The 17,029-nt window shown below is 41.9% G+C and carries 15 protein-coding genes; 14 read left to right on the top strand and 1 reads right to left on the bottom strand.

Annotation, left to right across the window (positions count from 1 at the left end):
• Nucleotides 1–73: 73 nt before the first annotated feature.
• The 3 genes from OCK74_RS19270 (at nt 74) to OCK74_RS19280 (ending at nt 3,034) form a co-directional block, all read left to right on the top strand.
• Complete coding sequence (locus tag OCK74_RS19270) at nt 74–1,147, top strand: PA0069 family radical SAM protein (protein WP_279298713.1); 1,074 nt, start codon at nt 74–76, stop codon at nt 1,145–1,147.
• Between the two features lie 53 nt (nt 1,148–1,200).
• Entirely contained in the window at nt 1,201–1,791 is a 591-nt protein-coding gene (locus tag OCK74_RS19275) for an acyltransferase (RefSeq protein ID WP_279298714.1), read from the top strand.
• Nucleotides 1,792–1,897: 106 nt separating this feature from the next.
• Nucleotides 1,898–3,034 carry an ATP-binding protein gene (locus OCK74_RS19280; RefSeq protein WP_279298715.1) on the top strand — a complete coding sequence of 379 codons (1,137 nt, stop codon included), beginning with the start codon at nt 1,898–1,900 and terminating at the stop codon, nt 3,032–3,034.
• Between the two features lie 14 nt (nt 3,035–3,048).
• On the opposite strand, the gene OCK74_RS19285 is transcribed toward OCK74_RS19280, so the two are convergent.
• Nucleotides 3,049–4,512 (bottom strand): RtcB family protein, encoded by a 1,464-nt coding sequence (locus OCK74_RS19285; RefSeq protein ID WP_279298716.1) that lies wholly within the window; start codon nt 4,510–4,512, stop codon nt 3,049–3,051.
• Nucleotides 4,513–5,219: 707 nt separating this feature from the next.
• Here OCK74_RS19285 and OCK74_RS19290 point away from each other — a divergent pair.
• The 11 genes from OCK74_RS19290 (at nt 5,220) to OCK74_RS19340 (ending at nt 17,018) form a co-directional block, all read left to right on the top strand.
• On the top strand, nt 5,220–5,720 hold the full coding sequence (locus tag OCK74_RS19290; protein ID WP_279298717.1) for a UpxY family transcription antiterminator: 501 nt from the start codon (nt 5,220–5,222) through the stop codon (nt 5,718–5,720).
• Nucleotides 5,721–5,770: 50 nt separating this feature from the next.
• Nucleotides 5,771–6,532: a polysaccharide biosynthesis/export family protein gene (locus OCK74_RS19295; RefSeq protein ID WP_279298718.1), complete on the top strand. Its 762-nt coding sequence runs from the start codon at nt 5,771–5,773 to the stop codon at nt 6,530–6,532.
• Nucleotides 6,533–6,590: 58 nt separating this feature from the next.
• Entirely contained in the window at nt 6,591–9,002 is a 2,412-nt protein-coding gene (locus tag OCK74_RS19300) for a GumC family protein (protein WP_279298719.1), read from the top strand.
• Nucleotides 9,002–9,967 carry an SDR family oxidoreductase gene (locus OCK74_RS19305; protein WP_279298720.1) on the top strand — a complete coding sequence of 322 codons (966 nt, stop codon included), beginning with the start codon at nt 9,002–9,004 and terminating at the stop codon, nt 9,965–9,967. Before OCK74_RS19300 ends, OCK74_RS19305 begins: the two co-directional genes overlap by 1 nt.
• A 20-nt stretch (nt 9,968–9,987) precedes the next feature.
• Complete coding sequence (gene rfbB, locus OCK74_RS19310; RefSeq protein WP_279298721.1) at nt 9,988–11,037, top strand: dTDP-glucose 4,6-dehydratase; 1,050 nt, start codon at nt 9,988–9,990, stop codon at nt 11,035–11,037.
• A gap of 25 nt (nt 11,038–11,062) precedes the next feature.
• On the top strand, nt 11,063–11,953 hold the full coding sequence (rfbA, locus tag OCK74_RS19315) for a glucose-1-phosphate thymidylyltransferase RfbA (RefSeq protein WP_279298722.1): 891 nt from the start codon (nt 11,063–11,065) through the stop codon (nt 11,951–11,953).
• 16 nt (nt 11,954–11,969) lie between these two features.
• Nucleotides 11,970–13,082 (top strand): GDP-mannose 4,6-dehydratase, encoded by a 1,113-nt coding sequence (gene gmd / locus OCK74_RS19320; protein ID WP_279298723.1) that lies wholly within the window; start codon nt 11,970–11,972, stop codon nt 13,080–13,082.
• Between the two features lie 45 nt (nt 13,083–13,127).
• Nucleotides 13,128–14,069: a GDP-L-fucose synthase gene (fcl, locus tag OCK74_RS19325; protein ID WP_279298724.1), complete on the top strand. Its 942-nt coding sequence runs from the start codon at nt 13,128–13,130 to the stop codon at nt 14,067–14,069.
• 95 nt (nt 14,070–14,164) lie between these two features.
• Entirely contained in the window at nt 14,165–15,058 is an 894-nt protein-coding gene (locus tag OCK74_RS19330) for an ABC transporter permease (RefSeq protein WP_279298725.1), read from the top strand.
• A 104-nt stretch (nt 15,059–15,162) separates the two neighbouring features.
• Entirely contained in the window at nt 15,163–16,449 is a 1,287-nt protein-coding gene (locus tag OCK74_RS19335) for an ABC transporter ATP-binding protein (protein WP_279298726.1), read from the top strand.
• Complete coding sequence (locus tag OCK74_RS19340; protein ID WP_279298727.1) at nt 16,446–17,018, top strand: acyltransferase; 573 nt, start codon at nt 16,446–16,448, stop codon at nt 17,016–17,018. Before OCK74_RS19335 ends, OCK74_RS19340 begins: the two co-directional genes overlap by 4 nt.
• Nucleotides 17,019–17,029: the final 11 nt, after the last annotated feature.

Raw genomic sequence — 17,029 nt, forward strand, 5'->3', positions numbered from 1 at the left:
ACGAATGAAGAATGGGAAGGGTGGAAATGTAAAATGCGGGTCTTGGATTTTTAAATTTTAAATACAGTTATTAGTGCAAAGGGAATATAAGAAAGGAAGAGGGGCGCAGATGAATACGAGGAATCGTTTTGAAAGGCAGGAGCGTACAACAGAACATGTGGAGGGGATAGATGAATGGGTAGAAGCGGGTGTGACTACGCAATTCATAGATGTTCAGGCCAGGAGCATTGTTAATAAGGTGGATAGCCCGGATGTACCCATGTTTTACAGCATGAATCCATACATGGGCTGTGAACATGGTTGTATTTATTGTTATGCGCGTAATTCTTTTGAGTATTGGGGCTATAGTGCGGGTTTGGATTTTGAAAGCAAGATACTGGTGAAGCAGAATGCACCAGAGTTGTTGCGTAAATTCCTGATGAATCCCAAATGGAAATGTGTGCCGATCAGCATTAGTGGTAATACGGATTGTTACCAGCCCGCGGAACAAAAGTTCCGCCTGACCAGGAAGTTGCTGGAGGTCTGCAATGAATTCAACCAGCCTGTTGGCATTATCACCAAGAACGCCGCTATACTACGCGACATAGACCTGCTTAAGGATATGGCTTCAAGGCGGTTGGTTTCTGTGTTTATTTCCCTGACGACATTGAATGAGGAATTAAGAAGGGTAATGGAGCCAAGGACCACTACGGCCTTGCAACGTTTGCGTGTTATAGAAGAATTAAGCAAGGTGGGTGTGCAGATGGGGCTCATGCTTGGTCCTATTATTCCAGGTTTGAATGAACATGAAATGCCGGCTGTGATCAAAGCAGCGGTTGAAGCAGGGGCCACTTTCTCTGGTTATACGTTTGTGCGATTGAATGGGGCTGTAAAGGTTTTATTTCATGACTGGCTTTACAAGAATTTCCCGGACAGGGCTGATAAGGTATGGCATATGATTGAATCGGGGCATGGAGGGAAAGTGAATGACAGTCGCTGGGGAGTACGTATGAGGGGAGAGGGAAATATAGCAAAGCTGGTGGCGGATCAATATCGTGCGTATACGAAAAAGTATGGGTTGGGGAAGGAGAAGATGGCGTTGGATTGTACGAGGTTTAACCCTCCTGTCCCTAAAGGGGAGTCATGGGAACAATCTACTTTGTTTTGAACAGGCTTAAGATATTGAATGTTTAGTTTAGAGCTTATACCTTCGCTGGTATCATGAATGTATTCATCCATCCGACGGCAGTCGTTGATGAAGGGGCTCAAATTGGAATGGGAACCCGGATCTGGCATTTTACGCACCTGATGCCGGGCTGCAGACTTGGACGTAACTGCAATGTAGGACAGAATGTTTTTATTGATAACGGTGTAACTATTGGGGATGGGGTAAAAATACAGAACAATGTGTCGGTGTATAAGGGGGTGCTTATAGAGGATGATGTGTTTTTGGGACCTTCGGCTGTGTTTACCAATGTTATTAATCCAAGAAGCTTTATTGAAAGGAAACATGAGTTCAGGCAGACGGTGGTGCGCAGGGGAGCGACCATAGGGGCTAATGCGACGATTGTGTGCGGAGTGGAAATTGGGGCCTATGCAATGGTTGGTGCCGGGAGTGTGGTGACGAAGAATGTGTTGCCCTTTGCGCTCGTTTATGGCTGCCCGGCAGTGCAGGAGGGCTGGGTGAGCAGGGCGGGGCATCGGTTAGAGTTTGATGAGGCAGGTGAGGCTAGTTGTCCGGATTCGGGGGAGCGGTATTTGTTAAAAGAGGGGAAAGTGAGGAGAATGACAAATCATTCGAATGATGAATGAGAGGTGGAGGAAAATTATTATGAGGCCGTGGAATATCAACTTTTGAGGAATTGATTCCGAAAAAGTGTATACTTTTAGGGAATTGATTCCGAAAAAGTATATTTCGATGATCCCAAGAACTATTGGAAAAAAGATACAGGAAAGGTTATTTAAGGGGAAAGTTATTATCATAATGGGTGCCCGGCAAACGGGGAAGACCACGTTACTTAGATCGCTTATGCTCCCTTCAGAGGATACACTCTGGCTTAACGGAGATGAGCCGGATGTGCAGGCTGTTTTTGAAAATGCAAGTTCTGATCGTCTAAAGGCCTTTTTAGGAAATCATAGAGTGGTAGTTATTGATGAAGCGCAAAGAATCAGCAATATTGGTGTGGGTATCAAGTTGATAAAGGATCATTATCCCAATGTTCAAGTTGTAGCAACCGGCTCTTCGTCATTTGAACTGGCTAACAAAGTAAACGAACCACTTACCGGCAGAAAATGGGAGTTCCAGTTGCATCCTTTATCGTTCCAGGAAATGGTGCAATACCACGGTCTCATTAAAGAAAAAAGGTTATTGGAGCACCGGCTGGTATATGGTTATTATCCAGAGGTTGTAACATCTGAAGGCGATGAAAAGGCAATATTAAAAGAGCTATCTGACAGCTATCTTTATAAAGATATTCTATTGTGGGAAGGTATTAAAAAGCCAGAAAAGCTGGTGAAGCTACTACAAGCGTTAGCCTTCCAGGTTGGCAACCAGGTATCCAATAATGAACTCTCACGCTTGACAGGATTGGACGGCAAAACGGTGGAATCTTATATCTATTTGCTGGAACAAACTTATGTAGTGTTCCGTTTATCGTCGTTTAGCCGCAACCTTCGCAACGAATTGAAAGCTTCAAAGAAAATCTACTTTTATGACAATGGGATACGCAATGCCATCATTGCCAATTTTCAGCCAGTTGGTCTTAGGGCTGATACGGGAGCTTTATGGGAGAACTTTTTAATGGCTGAGCGTTTGAAGCGTAATCATTATCATGATCATTTTGTGAACAGCTATTTCTGGCGTACCAAGGAGCAGCAAGAGATAGATTATATCGAAGAAGAAAACGGGCAATTGCTGGCAGCGGAGTTTAAATGGAGGGCTGAGACGAAAGCTAAGATTCCTGCAACCTTTCTTAAGCATTACCCTGAAAGCCAGCAGAGCATCGTTACACCGGAAAATTTCGAGTCTTTTGTAATGGGCGAATGGGAGGAATGATTCGAATGACGAATTTATTCCCCCAAAATCTCCCCTTTTTTCTTTTGCCAGTTTTTGGGTTGGGCGCCGTCCATCTTTACTATTTTGGGATAGAAGAGGCCGACGGTTTCGACCAAATGCTTCTGGGCGTTCATGACGGTGTAGATGTCCTTATAGGCTATAGGAGCCTCGTCGAGGCCACCGCCGATGAGGGTGACGCCGTGGTGGCGGAGCATTTCGTTGAGGGTGGTATGGGTAATGGTATTGAGGGCGGCGGTCCGGCTCATTTTACGGCCGGCACCATGAGAGGCTGATGACAGGGAAGCCGGTTCGCCTTTGCCGCGCACGATAAAGCCGGGTGCGGTCATAGAGCCGGGGATGATGCCCAGCATATTCTTACCGGCAGGAGTAGCACCTTTACGGTGCACGATCACTTCGCGGCCTTCCCAGGTTTCCTTCCAGGCAAAGTTGTGGTGGTTCTCAACCATTTTCAGGGGCTTAGTGCCCAACTGGCGGGCTATCTTATCGTGGATGATGTGGTGACAAGCTGAAGCATAATCCCCAGCCAGGTTCATCGCCATCCAGTATTCGGCACCCTCCTGTTCGGATAGGTCCAACCACGCCAGGTTAGCGGCCTCTCCAGGTAGTTTTCTTTTCTCCTTGGCTATTTTGGTGTAATGATTGGCAATGCTAGCTCCCAGTGCCCTTGAGCCAGAGTGAGACAACAAGCCTAAATAGCGTCCCTTCTTTAACCCAAAGCCTGATTCTTCAGAGGATACATTTTCATCCGAGATATCAATGGTCCCAAACTCAACAAAATGGTTACCCGAACCTGATGAGCCTAATTGCTTCCAGGCTCTTGCCTGCAAGCCCTGCAATAATCCCAGTTGGTTCCACTCGTCCCTTTCCATTACTTCGTGGTCGCTCTCCTTTTCAAAAGTGGCACCCGCGCCAAATAGCGTAGCTTCATTCAGTTCCCGCTTAAAGTAGGGCTCTCTTTTTGACAACTCTATAGGGTCTATATCGAAAATAGAAAGGCACATACGGCAGCCAATGTCCACGCCTACACCATAGGGGATCACTACGTTTTCTGTTGCCAGTACACCGCCAATGGGCAGTCCATAACCCGCATGGGCATCCGGCATCAGTGCTCCGGCCACTGCCACGGGCAGTTTTGCCGCCGTATACATTTGCTGGAGGGCGCCAGACTCTATAAACTCCCCGCCAAAGACATTGAAGTCAATGCCCGTCTTGTTGAGCGGGATCTCTTCGCCGCCAATCTTTGGCTTGGGGATCAAAGCTTCTGCAATTTTATCCAGGGGACCCTCATGTGCATACTGGTTCGGGCTCTGCAGTATCGCCCTTAATATTTCCAAGGCATCTTCCAGGGAGAGGTGCTTGAAGTTTTTTTCCATGATGTTCATGGCGATGCTGATCACCGGTCCTTCGGGGTAGCCAATATTGCGTAGGTCCTTTCCTCTGAGCTTCAATTTTGACATGACGGGCTGTTTATTATAAATGCCGAACAATTTACCAAATTTTATAAAAGCAAAATTTGCCATTTTCAACTTTATCCTAGGCTTTGGTATGCCTTTGATATGCCTTTGGTAGGGAGTATCTATGGGAATGAGGGGCAATTTGAATGAGAATTGTGAGATTGTGAGCGAAAAATGGGGATCCGGGAATTTTGAGAATTCAGAAAAAAATAATGACGAAAATCAGGTTCAAAAATATGTCAGTAATGGGTTGAATATCAAAAACTTATTAGGTGACTACGGGGTGGATTAAACGATGGTTTCCACCTAACTTGTTCAAAATCTGTATTTTTTATTCACTACTCACTCCCATTCCTCATTATATTTGCGGTCGCGAACAAGAATAGTGCTTTCAAAAGCACATGGAACCCAAGGACCGGAAATCATACATGGAAAATACCCTATCTGAACGGAACGTAGAAAGGCACGAGGAAGCACTGAAAACTAGTGATACTTCGTGCCTTTTTATTATCTGAACATGGATTTGGGGATTGAAAGGATTAGGAGGAAATGAGATATAGGGATTATGAGAGATTAAGACATTGCTGATTTGGGGAGAGTGAGAGATTTGATTTGAGAGATTGTATTATTCATTTGAAAACAGACCTGACCAGTTGCGGTAAAAAAGAGACCTGTGACTGAGATGGCGAAGCCGTACCAAAAAGACTGCCATGAGTTATAAATGGTTTGCTGTTTATACCAAGCCCCGCTGGGAGAAAAAAGTGGTCAAGCTGCTTGTTGAGAAGGGTATTGAGAACTACTGCCCGTTGAACAAGGTTAGACGCCAATGGAGCGACCGGGTGAAGCTGGTAGAAGAGCCGCTTTTCAAATCTTATGTATTTGTGCGGGTGACCGATGACGAGCGTACAGCAGTGCGCATGACCAGCGGTGTGATCAACTTCATATACTGGGATGGAAAGCCTGCCATGATCAGGGACAAGGAGATCGTAGCCATCAGGCAGTTCCTGGACGAGTATGAGAATGTAGAACTGATCAAGCTGGAGATCAAGACCGATGACCGGGTGAAGATCGTTGCCGGGCCATTTATGGACCAGGAGGGAAAAGTGATCGAAGTAAGGAATAAGACAGCAAGGATTGTGATCGATAGTTTAGGGTATATGCTGGTGGCGGATATTGATAAGGGGAAGCTGGTGCATAATAATCATAAATAATTCATCATTGCTCTATTACTTTGCTCAACTTTTGTAAATAAAATTATCGAATGCGGTTTTTTAGCATATTGGCTGTAATCTGTTCCCTGGTTTTTGCATCCTGCAAAACGCAGAAGGCTGTATATAATTACCTGGAGGATATGAAGGATACGGCTGTTGGCAAGCAGTTTTACATTGCTGAGCCAGTGATCCAAAAAAATGACCAGTTGTCCATTCAAGTTTATAGTGCCAGTCTTGATCCGCAGGTAGACCAATTGTATAATATGAACCCGGGAGGTGGAGGACAACAATTAGGATATGGCTATTTGGTTGATCAAAAGGGGAACCTTGAGCTCCCCAGGCTGGGAAAAATACATGCAGAAGGCTTAACAAAGACTCAGCTAGGCGATACCATAAAGGGAAGGTTAACTGGACAACTGAATGATCCTTCCGTGATCATCCGCTTTACTAATTTCCGTATTATCGTGATTGGCGAAGTGGGCAGCCCGGGTGTAAAGACCATACCAGTAGAGAACCTGACTATTTTAGAAGCATTAGCAATGGCGGGGGATATCAGGGAATCAGGTAAGAAAAAGGAAGTAAAGATCTTGCGGGAAAATAATGGCAAACGGCAGTTGGGTATTGTAGATGTGACCAATTCGAAGTTGTTTGAATCGCCTTATTACCAGCTACAGCAGAATGACGTAGTGATGGTAGAGAAGACGAGGTATTCTGTACAGAGGGCGGAGCAGGGAAGAATTATGACCCAGATTGGGTTTGGACTGACGATTATTTCAACCATTGCTCTTTTGGTAAGCTTAGTTAATAAATAGAAGTAGCAGCGTCTACAGAAACAATATTTCATTCACCTTTATTTTTCAATCCACCTCAATGGAGGGACAATTTCAATCGAAAACTACCGAAGCGGCGAACCTGACCGTTAAAGATATTTTCTTTAAGTATATCCGTTTCCTTCCGCTGGTTTTTCTTTCCGTGGCATTAGCCTTTATGGGTGCATATGTTTATTTGCGTTATGCAACGCCGGTATACTCTTCTTCCGGTGCCCTAATCATTAAAGGTGATAATGGTTCTGCGGGTGGTTCTGGTGATAAATTTTCCCAGCTTTTTGTGTTGGATAATTCACTTAATCTTCAGAATGAGATAGAGCTTCTAAGGTCGCGCCAATTGATGGAAGAGGTGGTAAAAGGTTTGAACCTTAATTTTACCTATCATGCTATTGGTAAAATCAGTCAATTGCACCTATACAATAATGAACCTTTTAAACTAGTAGCTTACAAAATCAATGATTCTTCTTCGGCTTTCCATTTACAGGTTGAGGTATTGAATGATCAGCAATTGCGCGTTAACGGCGAAAAAACGGTTGCCTTTGGACAATTATTCACTAATAACTATGGCTCTTTTCGTTTTGTAAAAAATAATGATAGATTGATTGACCGCTATACCATTGACTGGCAGCCAACTCGTTCTGTAGCAGGTGATCTAGCTTCCAGAGTGGAAGTTTATCCAAAAGGGCCAACCGGTATTATGAATATTTCATTGGAGTCCACTCACCCTAGGCTTGCTGCGGATGTTATCAATCGGCTGATGCTAGAATATAAAATCGCCACTCTTAACGATAAAAATGAAACCAAGCGCCAAACCATAGATTTTATTGATGGCAGGCTAAAAGTGATTTCAAAAGAGTTAGATAGTGTTAATTATAGTTTGCTACGCTACCAAGAGGCGAATAATCTAATTAACTCGGAATCATTATCAGCTAGTCTTTTTTCTCGTATTGAAGGTAATGATCAGCAAATTATGGATCAAAGGGTGCAAATCAATGTAGCTGAAATGATCGATACCTACCTACGGGACCAGAATCATGCTTACGAACTGGTGCCGTCTTCATTAGGCCTATCTGATGCTACTTTAGGTACCATGATCTCAGCTTATAATGTAGCACAGTTGGATCGCAAAGCCTTAATAGATGCTAACATTCCCGTTACCAATTCCCGGGTGAAACAGAAAGAAGACCAAATTGAGCGCTTGAGGATTAACATACTGGAAAGCCTGGATAATATAAAGAAATTCCATACGGCTGCTATTACCAGGCTGGAGCGAAATACAACCGAAACGCGTTCAAAAATGGAGAGCTTGCCTTTGAAGGAGCAAAACCTGCTTGAAATCAAAAAGCAGCAACAGATGAAGCAGGGCATTTACAACTTTTTATTGGAAAAAAGGGAAGATATTGCCATGTCATTAGCTGCTACTATTTCTAATATCAAGGTTGTTGAAGAAGCTTTTCCAAACAAAACTCCGGTTAGTCCTAACCGGAAAAACATTTACCTGATTGCAATTATTATTGGTCTGGCTATTCCTGCTTTAATCATTTTTGTATCGGAAATTTTAAATGACAAAGTGAGCTCTCGTTATGATGTTGAAAAAGTAACATCTGTTCCTATTATAGCTGAGATTGGTCATTCACTGGGAGGAGATACATTAGCCGTTAAGGCCAACAACCGAAGCATGGTGGCTGAACAGTTTCGTATTATGCGATCTAACCTCCAGTATGTTCTGGCAAATATGCCTAAGCCTGTTTTGCTGGTCACTTCTTCCTACAGCGGTGAGGGTAAATCCTTTATCAGTACCAATTTGGGAGCTGTTATATCGCTGGCTAATAAAAAAACAATCATTCTTGAATTTGATATTCGGAAACCTAAGATTTTATCTGGCCTAGGCATGCCCAAAAAGCCTGGTCTGACCAATTACCTCCTGGGGAAAGTTTCATTGGATGAATTGCCGATAGAAGTGTCTGGGCACGACAATCTGTATGTATTGCCCTGTGGGCCAGTTCCTCCCAACCCTTCTGAATTGTTGCTGGATACAAGGATTAAAGAACTGTTCCTTTACCTGAAACAAAACTTTGACGTGATTGTGATCGATACAGCACCAGTAGGAATGGTAAGTGACGCGCTCACTTTGAGCGAATTTGCGGATGCCACCCTTTACCTGGTGCGTCAACGTTATACACAGAAAAACCAGTTAGGTCTAATTGATGAGCTGGCCCGGGAAAGAAAGTTACCCAAGGTTTCTATTGTATTGAATGATGTAAAAGTGAGAACGGGTTATGGATATTCTGGTTATGGACGGTATGGTTATGGCTATGGCAGTGTTTATGGTAATGGAAATGGTAATGGTTATTTCGACGATGAGGCTCCGGCATCCACCTTTATGAAGCGCTGGTTTGGATGGGCAGATACCAAAAGGTGGAAACATAAAAACAATAAAAAGGTTAAAGTATAATGCGCATATTAGTAACAGGTGGAGCAGGGTTTATTGGCTCCAATTTGGTAGAATATCTATTAGGATTGGAAGAAGTTTCCTTTGTAAGGGTATTGGATAATTTGGCCACTGGTTCTTTAAAGAATTTGCAGGAATTTGAAGGCAATCCCAAATTTGAATTCATGCAGGGAGATATCAGGGATTATGAGACCTGCCTGGCAGCTTGCGAAGATATTGATGCCATTTCCCACCAGGCGGCCCTAGGTTCAGTGCCCCGATCCATTAATGATCCATTGACCTCAAACGAGGTGAATGTAACAGGTACGTTGAATATTTTCACTGCTGCTAAGGAGAAGGGTGTCAAAAGGGTAGTATATGCTGCCAGTTCTTCCACTTACGGTGATCATCCTGGGCTGCCTAAAGTTGAAGATGTGATTGGAAAACCGCTTTCACCTTATGCCGTGACAAAGTATGTAAATGAATTGTATGCGCAGGTTTATGCACGAGTATATGGACTCCAACTGATCGGGCTTAGGTATTTCAACGTATTTGGACCCAGGCAAAATCCTGCAGGTCCTTATGCTGCGGTCATTCCACTTTTTGTGAAGGCCGTATTGAATAATACGCCACCAACCATTAATGGAGATGGCGATCACAGCCGGGATTTTACCTTTGTGGCCAATGCGGTACAGGCAAATGTAAAGGCATTATTTAGCAATAACCCAGAGGCCTTGAACCAGGTGTATAATATTGCATTTGGAGAAAGAACTTCATTAAATGAATTATTCGAAGGCATCAAAGAAATCGCGGGCAGTGACCTGGTGCCTGTATATGGACCAGAGCGGAAGGGCGATGTGAAGCACAGCCTGGCAGATATATCAAAAGCGAAGACATTGTTAGGGTATGATCCAGCAATCAGTGTAAAAGAAGGACTGAAACAAACGTTTGAGTGGTATAGAATGCAGCATCATTTTGCTTATTCATAAATTAATTATTTTAAATAAAGATGAAAACGATCATCATAACAGGCGGAGCTGGGTTTATAGGCTCGCATGTAGTTCGGTTGTTTGTGAATAAATATTCCGACTACAAGATCATCAATCTTGATACATTGACTTATGCAGGTAATTTAGAAAACCTCAAGGATATTGAGGATCATTCTAATTACATCTTTGAGAAAGTAAACATCCTGGATGTGGAAGAGCTGGATCGCGTATTCACAACTTATCAACCTGATGGCGTGATCCACCTGGCAGCAGAATCACACGTAGACCGCTCTATTTTATCTCCACTTGATTTTGTATTTACGAATGTTGTTGGTACGGTAAACTTGCTGAATGCCGCAAAGAAACACTGGGCCGGCGCTTACGAAGGCAAACGGTTCTATCATGTATCCACAGACGAAGTTTATGGAGCATTAGGGGATACTGGATTCTTTACGGAGGAAACACCCTATGATCCGAATTCTCCTTATTCTGCCTCCAAGGCTTCTTCTGATCATTTTGTAAGAGCTTATGGTGAAACCTACCATTTACCCATAGTTGTGACGAATTGTTCCAATAATTACGGTCCCAATCATTTCCCAGAAAAGTTGATTCCCCTCTTCATCAATAATATTATCAATAAAAAGCCTCTGCCGGTTTATGGAGATGGCTTATACACCCGCGACTGGCTGTTTGTAAAAGATCATGCGGTGGCTATTGATCTTGTGTTTCACAAAGGAGTGGAGGGTGAAACCTATAACATCGGTGGATTTAACGAATGGAAGAATATTGACTTGGTGAAGCTTCTTTGCAAATTGATGGATGAAAAGTTAGGCAATGCTCCTGGCACCAGCGAGCAGTTGATCACTTATGTGAAGGACCGTCCTGGTCATGACAGAAGGTATGCTATCGATGCCACAAAGATCAACAAAGAACTAGGCTGGAAGCCAAGTGTAACTTTTGAAGAAGGACTCAGTCAAACCATAGACTGGTATTTTGAAAACACTGAGTGGTTGAAGAACGTGACCAGTGGTGAATACCAGCAGTACTACCAAAAGCAATACGCAGAATAACAGTTCACAAACCAAAATACTTCTTATGAAAGGAATTATTCTCGCCGGTGGATCAGGCACACGCCTGTATCCCATTACCAAGGCCATCTCCAAGCAATTGATGCCTATCTACGACAAGCCGATGATCTATTATCCTTTGTCTATTCTCATGATGGCAGGCATCAAAGAGATCCTTATCATTACTACACCCGAAGACAATCCTCAATTCAAGCGCTTGTTAGGTGATGGTAGCCAGGTAGGATGCCGGTTTGAATATGCCATACAGGAAGTACCTAATGGCCTGGCGCAGGCATTTGTAATAGGAGCGGACTTCATAGGTGATGATAAAGTAGCATTGGTATTAGGTGATAATATCTTTTATGGGACTGGTTTAGGCCGTCAATTACAATCTCTGAATGACATTGAGGGTGGTTATGTATTTGCCTATGAAGTGTCAGATCCTGAGCGTTATGGAGTAGTGGAGTTTGATGAAAACAATAAAGTAATCTCTATAGAAGAAAAGCCAGCCAAACCAAAATCACACTATGCAGTACCTGGTTTATATTTCTATGACAATGATGTGGTAGAGATCGCGAAAAACCTGCAACCTTCAGCCCGCGGTGAATACGAGATCACGGATGTCAACAAGGAATACCTGAAGCGTAGTCAATTGAAAGTAGCGATCCTGGACAGGGGCACTGCCTGGCTGGACACAGGTACATTCGATTCCCTGAGTGATGCCACTGAATTTGTAAGAGTGATTGAAAAACGTCAGGGTACCAAGATCGGTTGTATTGAAGAAATCGCATATCGAATGGGCTTCATCAATAAGGAACAATTATTGCAACAAGCCGATGCCCTGATTAAAAGTGGTTATGGAAAATACCTGAAAGAAGTAGCAAGACAATATAAAACCCTTAAACCAACAATTAATTAAAATCTCAATTCATTAAATGTCTAAAGTAGCATTGATTACCGGTGTGACCGGCCAGGATGGAGCCTACTTATCTGAACTCCTGTTAGAAAAAGGATATGAGGTTCATGGCATCAAAAGAAGATCCTCTCTTTTTAATACTGATCGTATTGACCATTTGTATCAAGATCCCCATGAGCGTAACGTGCGCTTTAAACTCCATTATGGTGATCTGACCGACTCTACCAACCTGATCCGCATCATCCAGGAAGTACAACCAGATGAGATCTATAACCTAGGAGCCATGTCTCATGTAAAGGTGAGCTTCGATACTCCAGAGTACACCGCCAATGCAGATGGCATCGGCACCTTAAGGCTACTGGAAGCTATCCGTATTCTTGGATTGGAGCAAAAGACCAGGATCTACCAGGCCTCTACCTCTGAGCTCTATGGACTTGTTCAGGAAATCCCTCAAAAAGAGACCACTCCTTTTTATCCTCGCTCTCCATACGCAGTAGCCAAGATGTATGCCTACTGGATCACTGTAAACTACCGGGAAGCTTACAACATGTTTGCCTGCAATGGGATTCTCTTTAACCATGAAAGTCCCTTAAGAGGTGAAACCTTTGTGACCCGAAAGATCACTCGCGGTGTAGCCCAAATCGCACTGGGGCTTACTGATAAGCTTTACATGGGAAATATAGATGCCAAAAGAGACTGGGGGCATGCCAAAGATTATGTAGAAGCCATGTGGCTGATCCTGCAACAGGACAAACCAGAAGACTACGTCATTGCTACCGGCATTACTACTCCTGTAAGAGAGTTTATCAAAATGGCTTTTGAGGAAGTAGGTGTACAAGTGGCGTTCAGTGGTGAAGGGGTTAACGAAGTAGGAATTGTGGCCTCCTGCACGGATGAATACCACTTTGCTGTAGGACAAGAGGTGGTGAAAATAGATCCCCGGTATTTCCGTCCAACAGAAGTAGACCTGCTCATTGGAGATCCCTCTAAGGCACAACAGAAGCTGGGCTGGAAACCTAAGTATACCCTAAAGGAAATGATCACTGAAATGGTGGCTGCAGACCTCAGTGCTTTCAAAAGAGAGCAGTTGCTGATCAATAATGGTTTCCAGGTAGCCAGGCAATATGAATAAGATCGCGAATATGTAGGATTCATAGGATTGTTTTAAAAGTATTCAATGGACAAGAATAGTAAAATCTATATAGCAGGACACAGAGGTATGGTGGGCAGTGCCCTCTTGAGAAAATTGGAAGCAGAAGGCTTTAACAATTTTGTACTGCGTACTTCCAAAGAGTTAGACCTCAGGAACCAGGAAGCAGTAGCCCAATTTTTTGCAGAAGAGAAGCCGGAATACGTATACCTGGCGGCCGCCAAGGTGGGTGGTATTGTGGCTAACAATACCTACCGGGCTGAGTTCTTGTATGATAACCTGATGATTGAGAGCAACATCATTCACCAGGCATATGTACATGAAGTCAAGAAATTAATGTTCCTGGGTTCTTCCTGTATTTACCCTAAGCTGGCACCCCAGCCACTCAAGGAAGAGTACCTGCTCACAGGACCTTTGGAGAACACGAATGAGCCCTATGCCATAGCCAAGATAGCAGGAATTAAAATGTGTGATGCTTACCGGGATCAGTATGGCTGCAATTTTATTTCAGTAATGCCTACCAACCTGTATGGTCCTAATGATAATTATGACCTTAACAATTCTCATGTACTACCGGCACTTCTAAGAAAGTTTCATGATGCCAAAGAAAGAGGAGATGGGGAAGTGGTTGTTTGGGGTAGTGGTACACCCAAAAGAGAATTTTTGCATGCAGATGATTTGGCAGATGCATGTATATACTTGATGCAAACTTATAATGAGTCGGGTCTTGTGAACATAGGAGTAGGTGAGGATATTAGCATCAAAGAACTCGCTTACCTTATTAAAGGCATCGTGGGCTTTGAAGGCGATGTGATATTTGACGCTACTAAACCTGATGGCACTCCCAGAAAACTCATGGATGTTTCCAAACTTAAAAGTCTTGGTTGGTCAGCTTCCATCACACTCAAAGAAGGAATTGAAAGTGTGTATCAAGAAAAATTTGATAAACACGATATTGTAAATAGTTAATTATTGGCGTTATTGAGCCATTGCGAGTTTATTGAAAGATAAAATAAGAAATTCCTAAACAAAACCTAATCTAAAAATTAACCTTTTATACGTTGATGAATACCGCTGAACTAGTAGAAGCGCCATATGTATTAGAAGAAAAACAAAAGGAAGAACATTGGACAGAGACGATTGAGCCACGTACCCGTTTACTGGATTTACGATTGAAAGAAGTATGGCGATACCGCGATCTTATAGCGATGTTTGTACGCCGAGACTTTATTGCTACTTATAAGCAAACTATACTTGGCCCACTTTGGTTTTTCATTCAGCCGCTCCTTACTTCAATTACTTTTGTGATCATCTTTGGGCGAGTAGCGAAAATATCTACAGATGGAATGCCGATGATGGTTTTTTACTTGTCGGGTATAACTATTTGGAATTATTTTTCACAGACACTAACGGCTACGTCTACCATTTTTACGGCTAATGCAAATATTTTTGGTAAGGTGTATTTTCCAAGGCTGACTTTACCACTTTCTTTGATCATTTCTAATTTAGTTCGATTTTCTATACAATTCGTACTCTTCCTTTGCGTTTGGCTATATTATATTATTAAAGGTTCTGCAATTCAGCCCAACTGGGCAATTGTACTAACTCCTGTTTTGCTGGTACTTATGGGGCTGCTATCACTTGGCGTAGGTATGATCTTCAGTTCCATGACAACAAAGTATCGAGATTTGACAATGTTGTTACAGTTTGGTATACAACTGTTAATGTATGCAACTCCCGTTATTTATCCTCTTTCTGCGCTACCTCAAAAATATAAATTGTTCATTCTGGCTAATCCTGTAAGTCCTATTGTGGAAACATTCCGTTATGCATTTTTAGGCTCTGGTAACTTAAGCTGGGGGCTTCTTTGTTATAGCATAGGTATTACAAGCTTAATTCTCTTCTTTGGGATTATTACTTTTAATAAAGTAGAGAAAAGCTTTATGGATACGGTATAAAAGTTGAGCCTTATAGTGTTTAATCGTTTAGATTAAATGCTTGCTTCTCAATTAACCATCACAACAAATAAATTTAAACAAAGCGCTAAACATTTCACCTCAACATGAGTGATATTGCTATAAAAGTAGAAAACTTAGGTAAGCTGTACCGTTTAGGAGAAGTCGGAACCGGAACTTTAAGCCAGGATTTAAAACGTTGGTGGGCCATAAATAGAGGCAAAGAGGATCCATTTGCTAAAATTGGAGAGGCTAATGACCGTACCACAAAAGGTGCAAGTGATTTTGTTTGGGCTTTAAAAGATGTAAGCTTTGAAGTAAAGCAAGGCGAGGTCTTGGGTATAATTGGTCGTAATGGAGCTGGAAAAAGTACGCTATTAAAACTTTTATCGAAAGTTACAGCGCCTAGCACTGGGAACATAAAAGTGAAAGGTCGAATCGCCTCATTATTGGAAGTAGGTACGGGTTTTCATCCTGATCTTACCGGTAGGGAAAACGTATTCCTGAATGGAGCCATTCTTGGCATGTCAAGGAAAGAAATCAATAGCAAGTTTGATGAAATAGTAGATTTTGCTGGTGTAGAACGATATATTGATACACCTGTAAAAAGATATTCTTCGGGTATGTATGTACGTTTGGCATTTGCAGTAGCAGCTTTCTTAGAACCGGAGATTTTGATTGTAGATGAAGTTTTGGCAGTAGGTGATGCAGAGTTTCAAAGGAAATGCCTTGGCAGAATGAGAGATGTTAGCAAAAATGACGGAAGAACAGTTTTGTTTGTGAGTCATAATATGGCAGCAGTTCAAAAATTATGTAATAGGGGGATATTTTTTAGAAATGGACAAATACATTTAACAGGTGAGATAGACCATGTGATATCTAAATATTTAGAGAGTAGTGATGCAATTCGTTCAATATATGAAATTCCAAAACCAGACTTTACTCCTGAAAACTTGGGATTCGCTTATTGCTTAAAAGTAGAAGATATTAATGGTAATTTAATTAATGAAATACCTGTTGGAAAGGCTTGGCAGATTAGAGTGCAATTCAAACTTAATAAAAAAGTAGAACACTTTATTATCGCTTTAGGTATTGTTAATACAATGGATGTAAACTTAAGAACAACTTGGAGTAAAGAAATGGATTTGGATGCAGGTGAATATGAAGCTTTGTTTAAAGAAGACCAATTATTATTAGCTGCCGGAACATATCAACTAGCATTAGGATTATCTTCTTATGAAAGAGCTTTTCAGTATATAGAAAATGTAGCAGCTATAACAATTTCAGATGTTCCTGATTCAACTCTTGATAAAAGTATAGTAAGAACAACTGGTGTAGGGTTAATATTAAATCCAATGGACATTGAAATTTTGAACTTGACAAAATCAATATGATTTTTTTTAGAATAGTAGAACGAATAAGATCAATACTCAGGGGCTTATTGTTAAAATCGGTAACAATTAGGCATGAAGAAGTTGTAGATGATAGTAATTATAAAGGTGTAAAAATCATTGGGGATCAAAGTTTAATTTCAATTGGTGATAGTGTCAGTTTTGGGGGTAACGTTATTTTATTTGCAAATGCTCAAATATCTATTGGAGACCATTCAATGATATCAATAAACGTTGTAATTCATACTTCTACCCATGATTATAATAATCATCCAATGTGGATTGAAAGAATAGATAAGCCAATTAAAATCGGAAAGCATGTGTGGATTGGAGTAGGCGCTATAATATCTCCAGGTGTAACTATTGGAGATTTTTCAGTTATTGGTGCAGGAAGTGTTGTTGTTTCAAATGTTCCAGAAAGAGCAATAGTTGCAGGAAATCCAGCTAGAATTATAAAATACAGAAATATTGAAAAAGAAAAATTTCAATTGCCAGTTGAAAAGTATCCAATTGGATCTTTTATAAGCAAACAGACTTTCATAGATGAAACAAATATTTGTAAAACAAAATAGCATCAAATATA

It is taken from the genome of Paraflavisolibacter caeni, assembly GCF_025628885.1.
Classification (GTDB): Bacteria; Bacteroidota; Bacteroidia; order Chitinophagales; family Chitinophagaceae; genus Flavisolibacter; species Flavisolibacter caeni.

What these genes read in the sequence shown, in the direction of transcription:
- OCK74_RS19275 (WP_279298714.1), top strand. Translation starts at nt 1,201, where the DNA reads ATGAATGTATTCATCCATCCGACGGCAGTCGTTGATGAAGGGGCTCAA.
- OCK74_RS19340 (WP_279298727.1), top strand. Translation starts at nt 16,446, where the DNA reads ATGATTTTTTTTAGAATAGTAGAACGAATAAGATCAATACTCAGGGGC.
- gmd (WP_279298723.1), top strand. Translation starts at nt 11,970, where the DNA reads ATGTCTAAAGTAGCATTGATTACCGGTGTGACCGGCCAGGATGGAGCC.
- OCK74_RS19305 (WP_279298720.1), top strand. Translation starts at nt 9,002, where the DNA reads ATGCGCATATTAGTAACAGGTGGAGCAGGGTTTATTGGCTCCAATTTG.
- OCK74_RS19280 (WP_279298715.1), top strand. Translation starts at nt 1,898, where the DNA reads ATGATCCCAAGAACTATTGGAAAAAAGATACAGGAAAGGTTATTTAAG.
- OCK74_RS19330 (WP_279298725.1), top strand. Translation starts at nt 14,165, where the DNA reads ATGAATACCGCTGAACTAGTAGAAGCGCCATATGTATTAGAAGAAAAA.
- rfbB (WP_279298721.1), top strand. Translation starts at nt 9,988, where the DNA reads ATGAAAACGATCATCATAACAGGCGGAGCTGGGTTTATAGGCTCGCAT.
- fcl (WP_279298724.1), top strand. Translation starts at nt 13,128, where the DNA reads ATGGACAAGAATAGTAAAATCTATATAGCAGGACACAGAGGTATGGTG.
- OCK74_RS19290 (WP_279298717.1), top strand. Translation starts at nt 5,220, where the DNA reads ATGAGTTATAAATGGTTTGCTGTTTATACCAAGCCCCGCTGGGAGAAA.
- OCK74_RS19335 (WP_279298726.1), top strand. Translation starts at nt 15,163, where the DNA reads ATGAGTGATATTGCTATAAAAGTAGAAAACTTAGGTAAGCTGTACCGT.
- OCK74_RS19295 (WP_279298718.1), top strand. Translation starts at nt 5,771, where the DNA reads ATGCGGTTTTTTAGCATATTGGCTGTAATCTGTTCCCTGGTTTTTGCA.
- OCK74_RS19285 (WP_279298716.1), bottom strand. Translation starts at nt 4,512, where the DNA reads ATGTCAAAATTGAAGCTCAGAGGAAAGGACCTACGCAATATTGGCTAC.
- OCK74_RS19300 (WP_279298719.1), top strand. Translation starts at nt 6,591, where the DNA reads ATGGAGGGACAATTTCAATCGAAAACTACCGAAGCGGCGAACCTGACC.
- rfbA (WP_279298722.1), top strand. Translation starts at nt 11,063, where the DNA reads ATGAAAGGAATTATTCTCGCCGGTGGATCAGGCACACGCCTGTATCCC.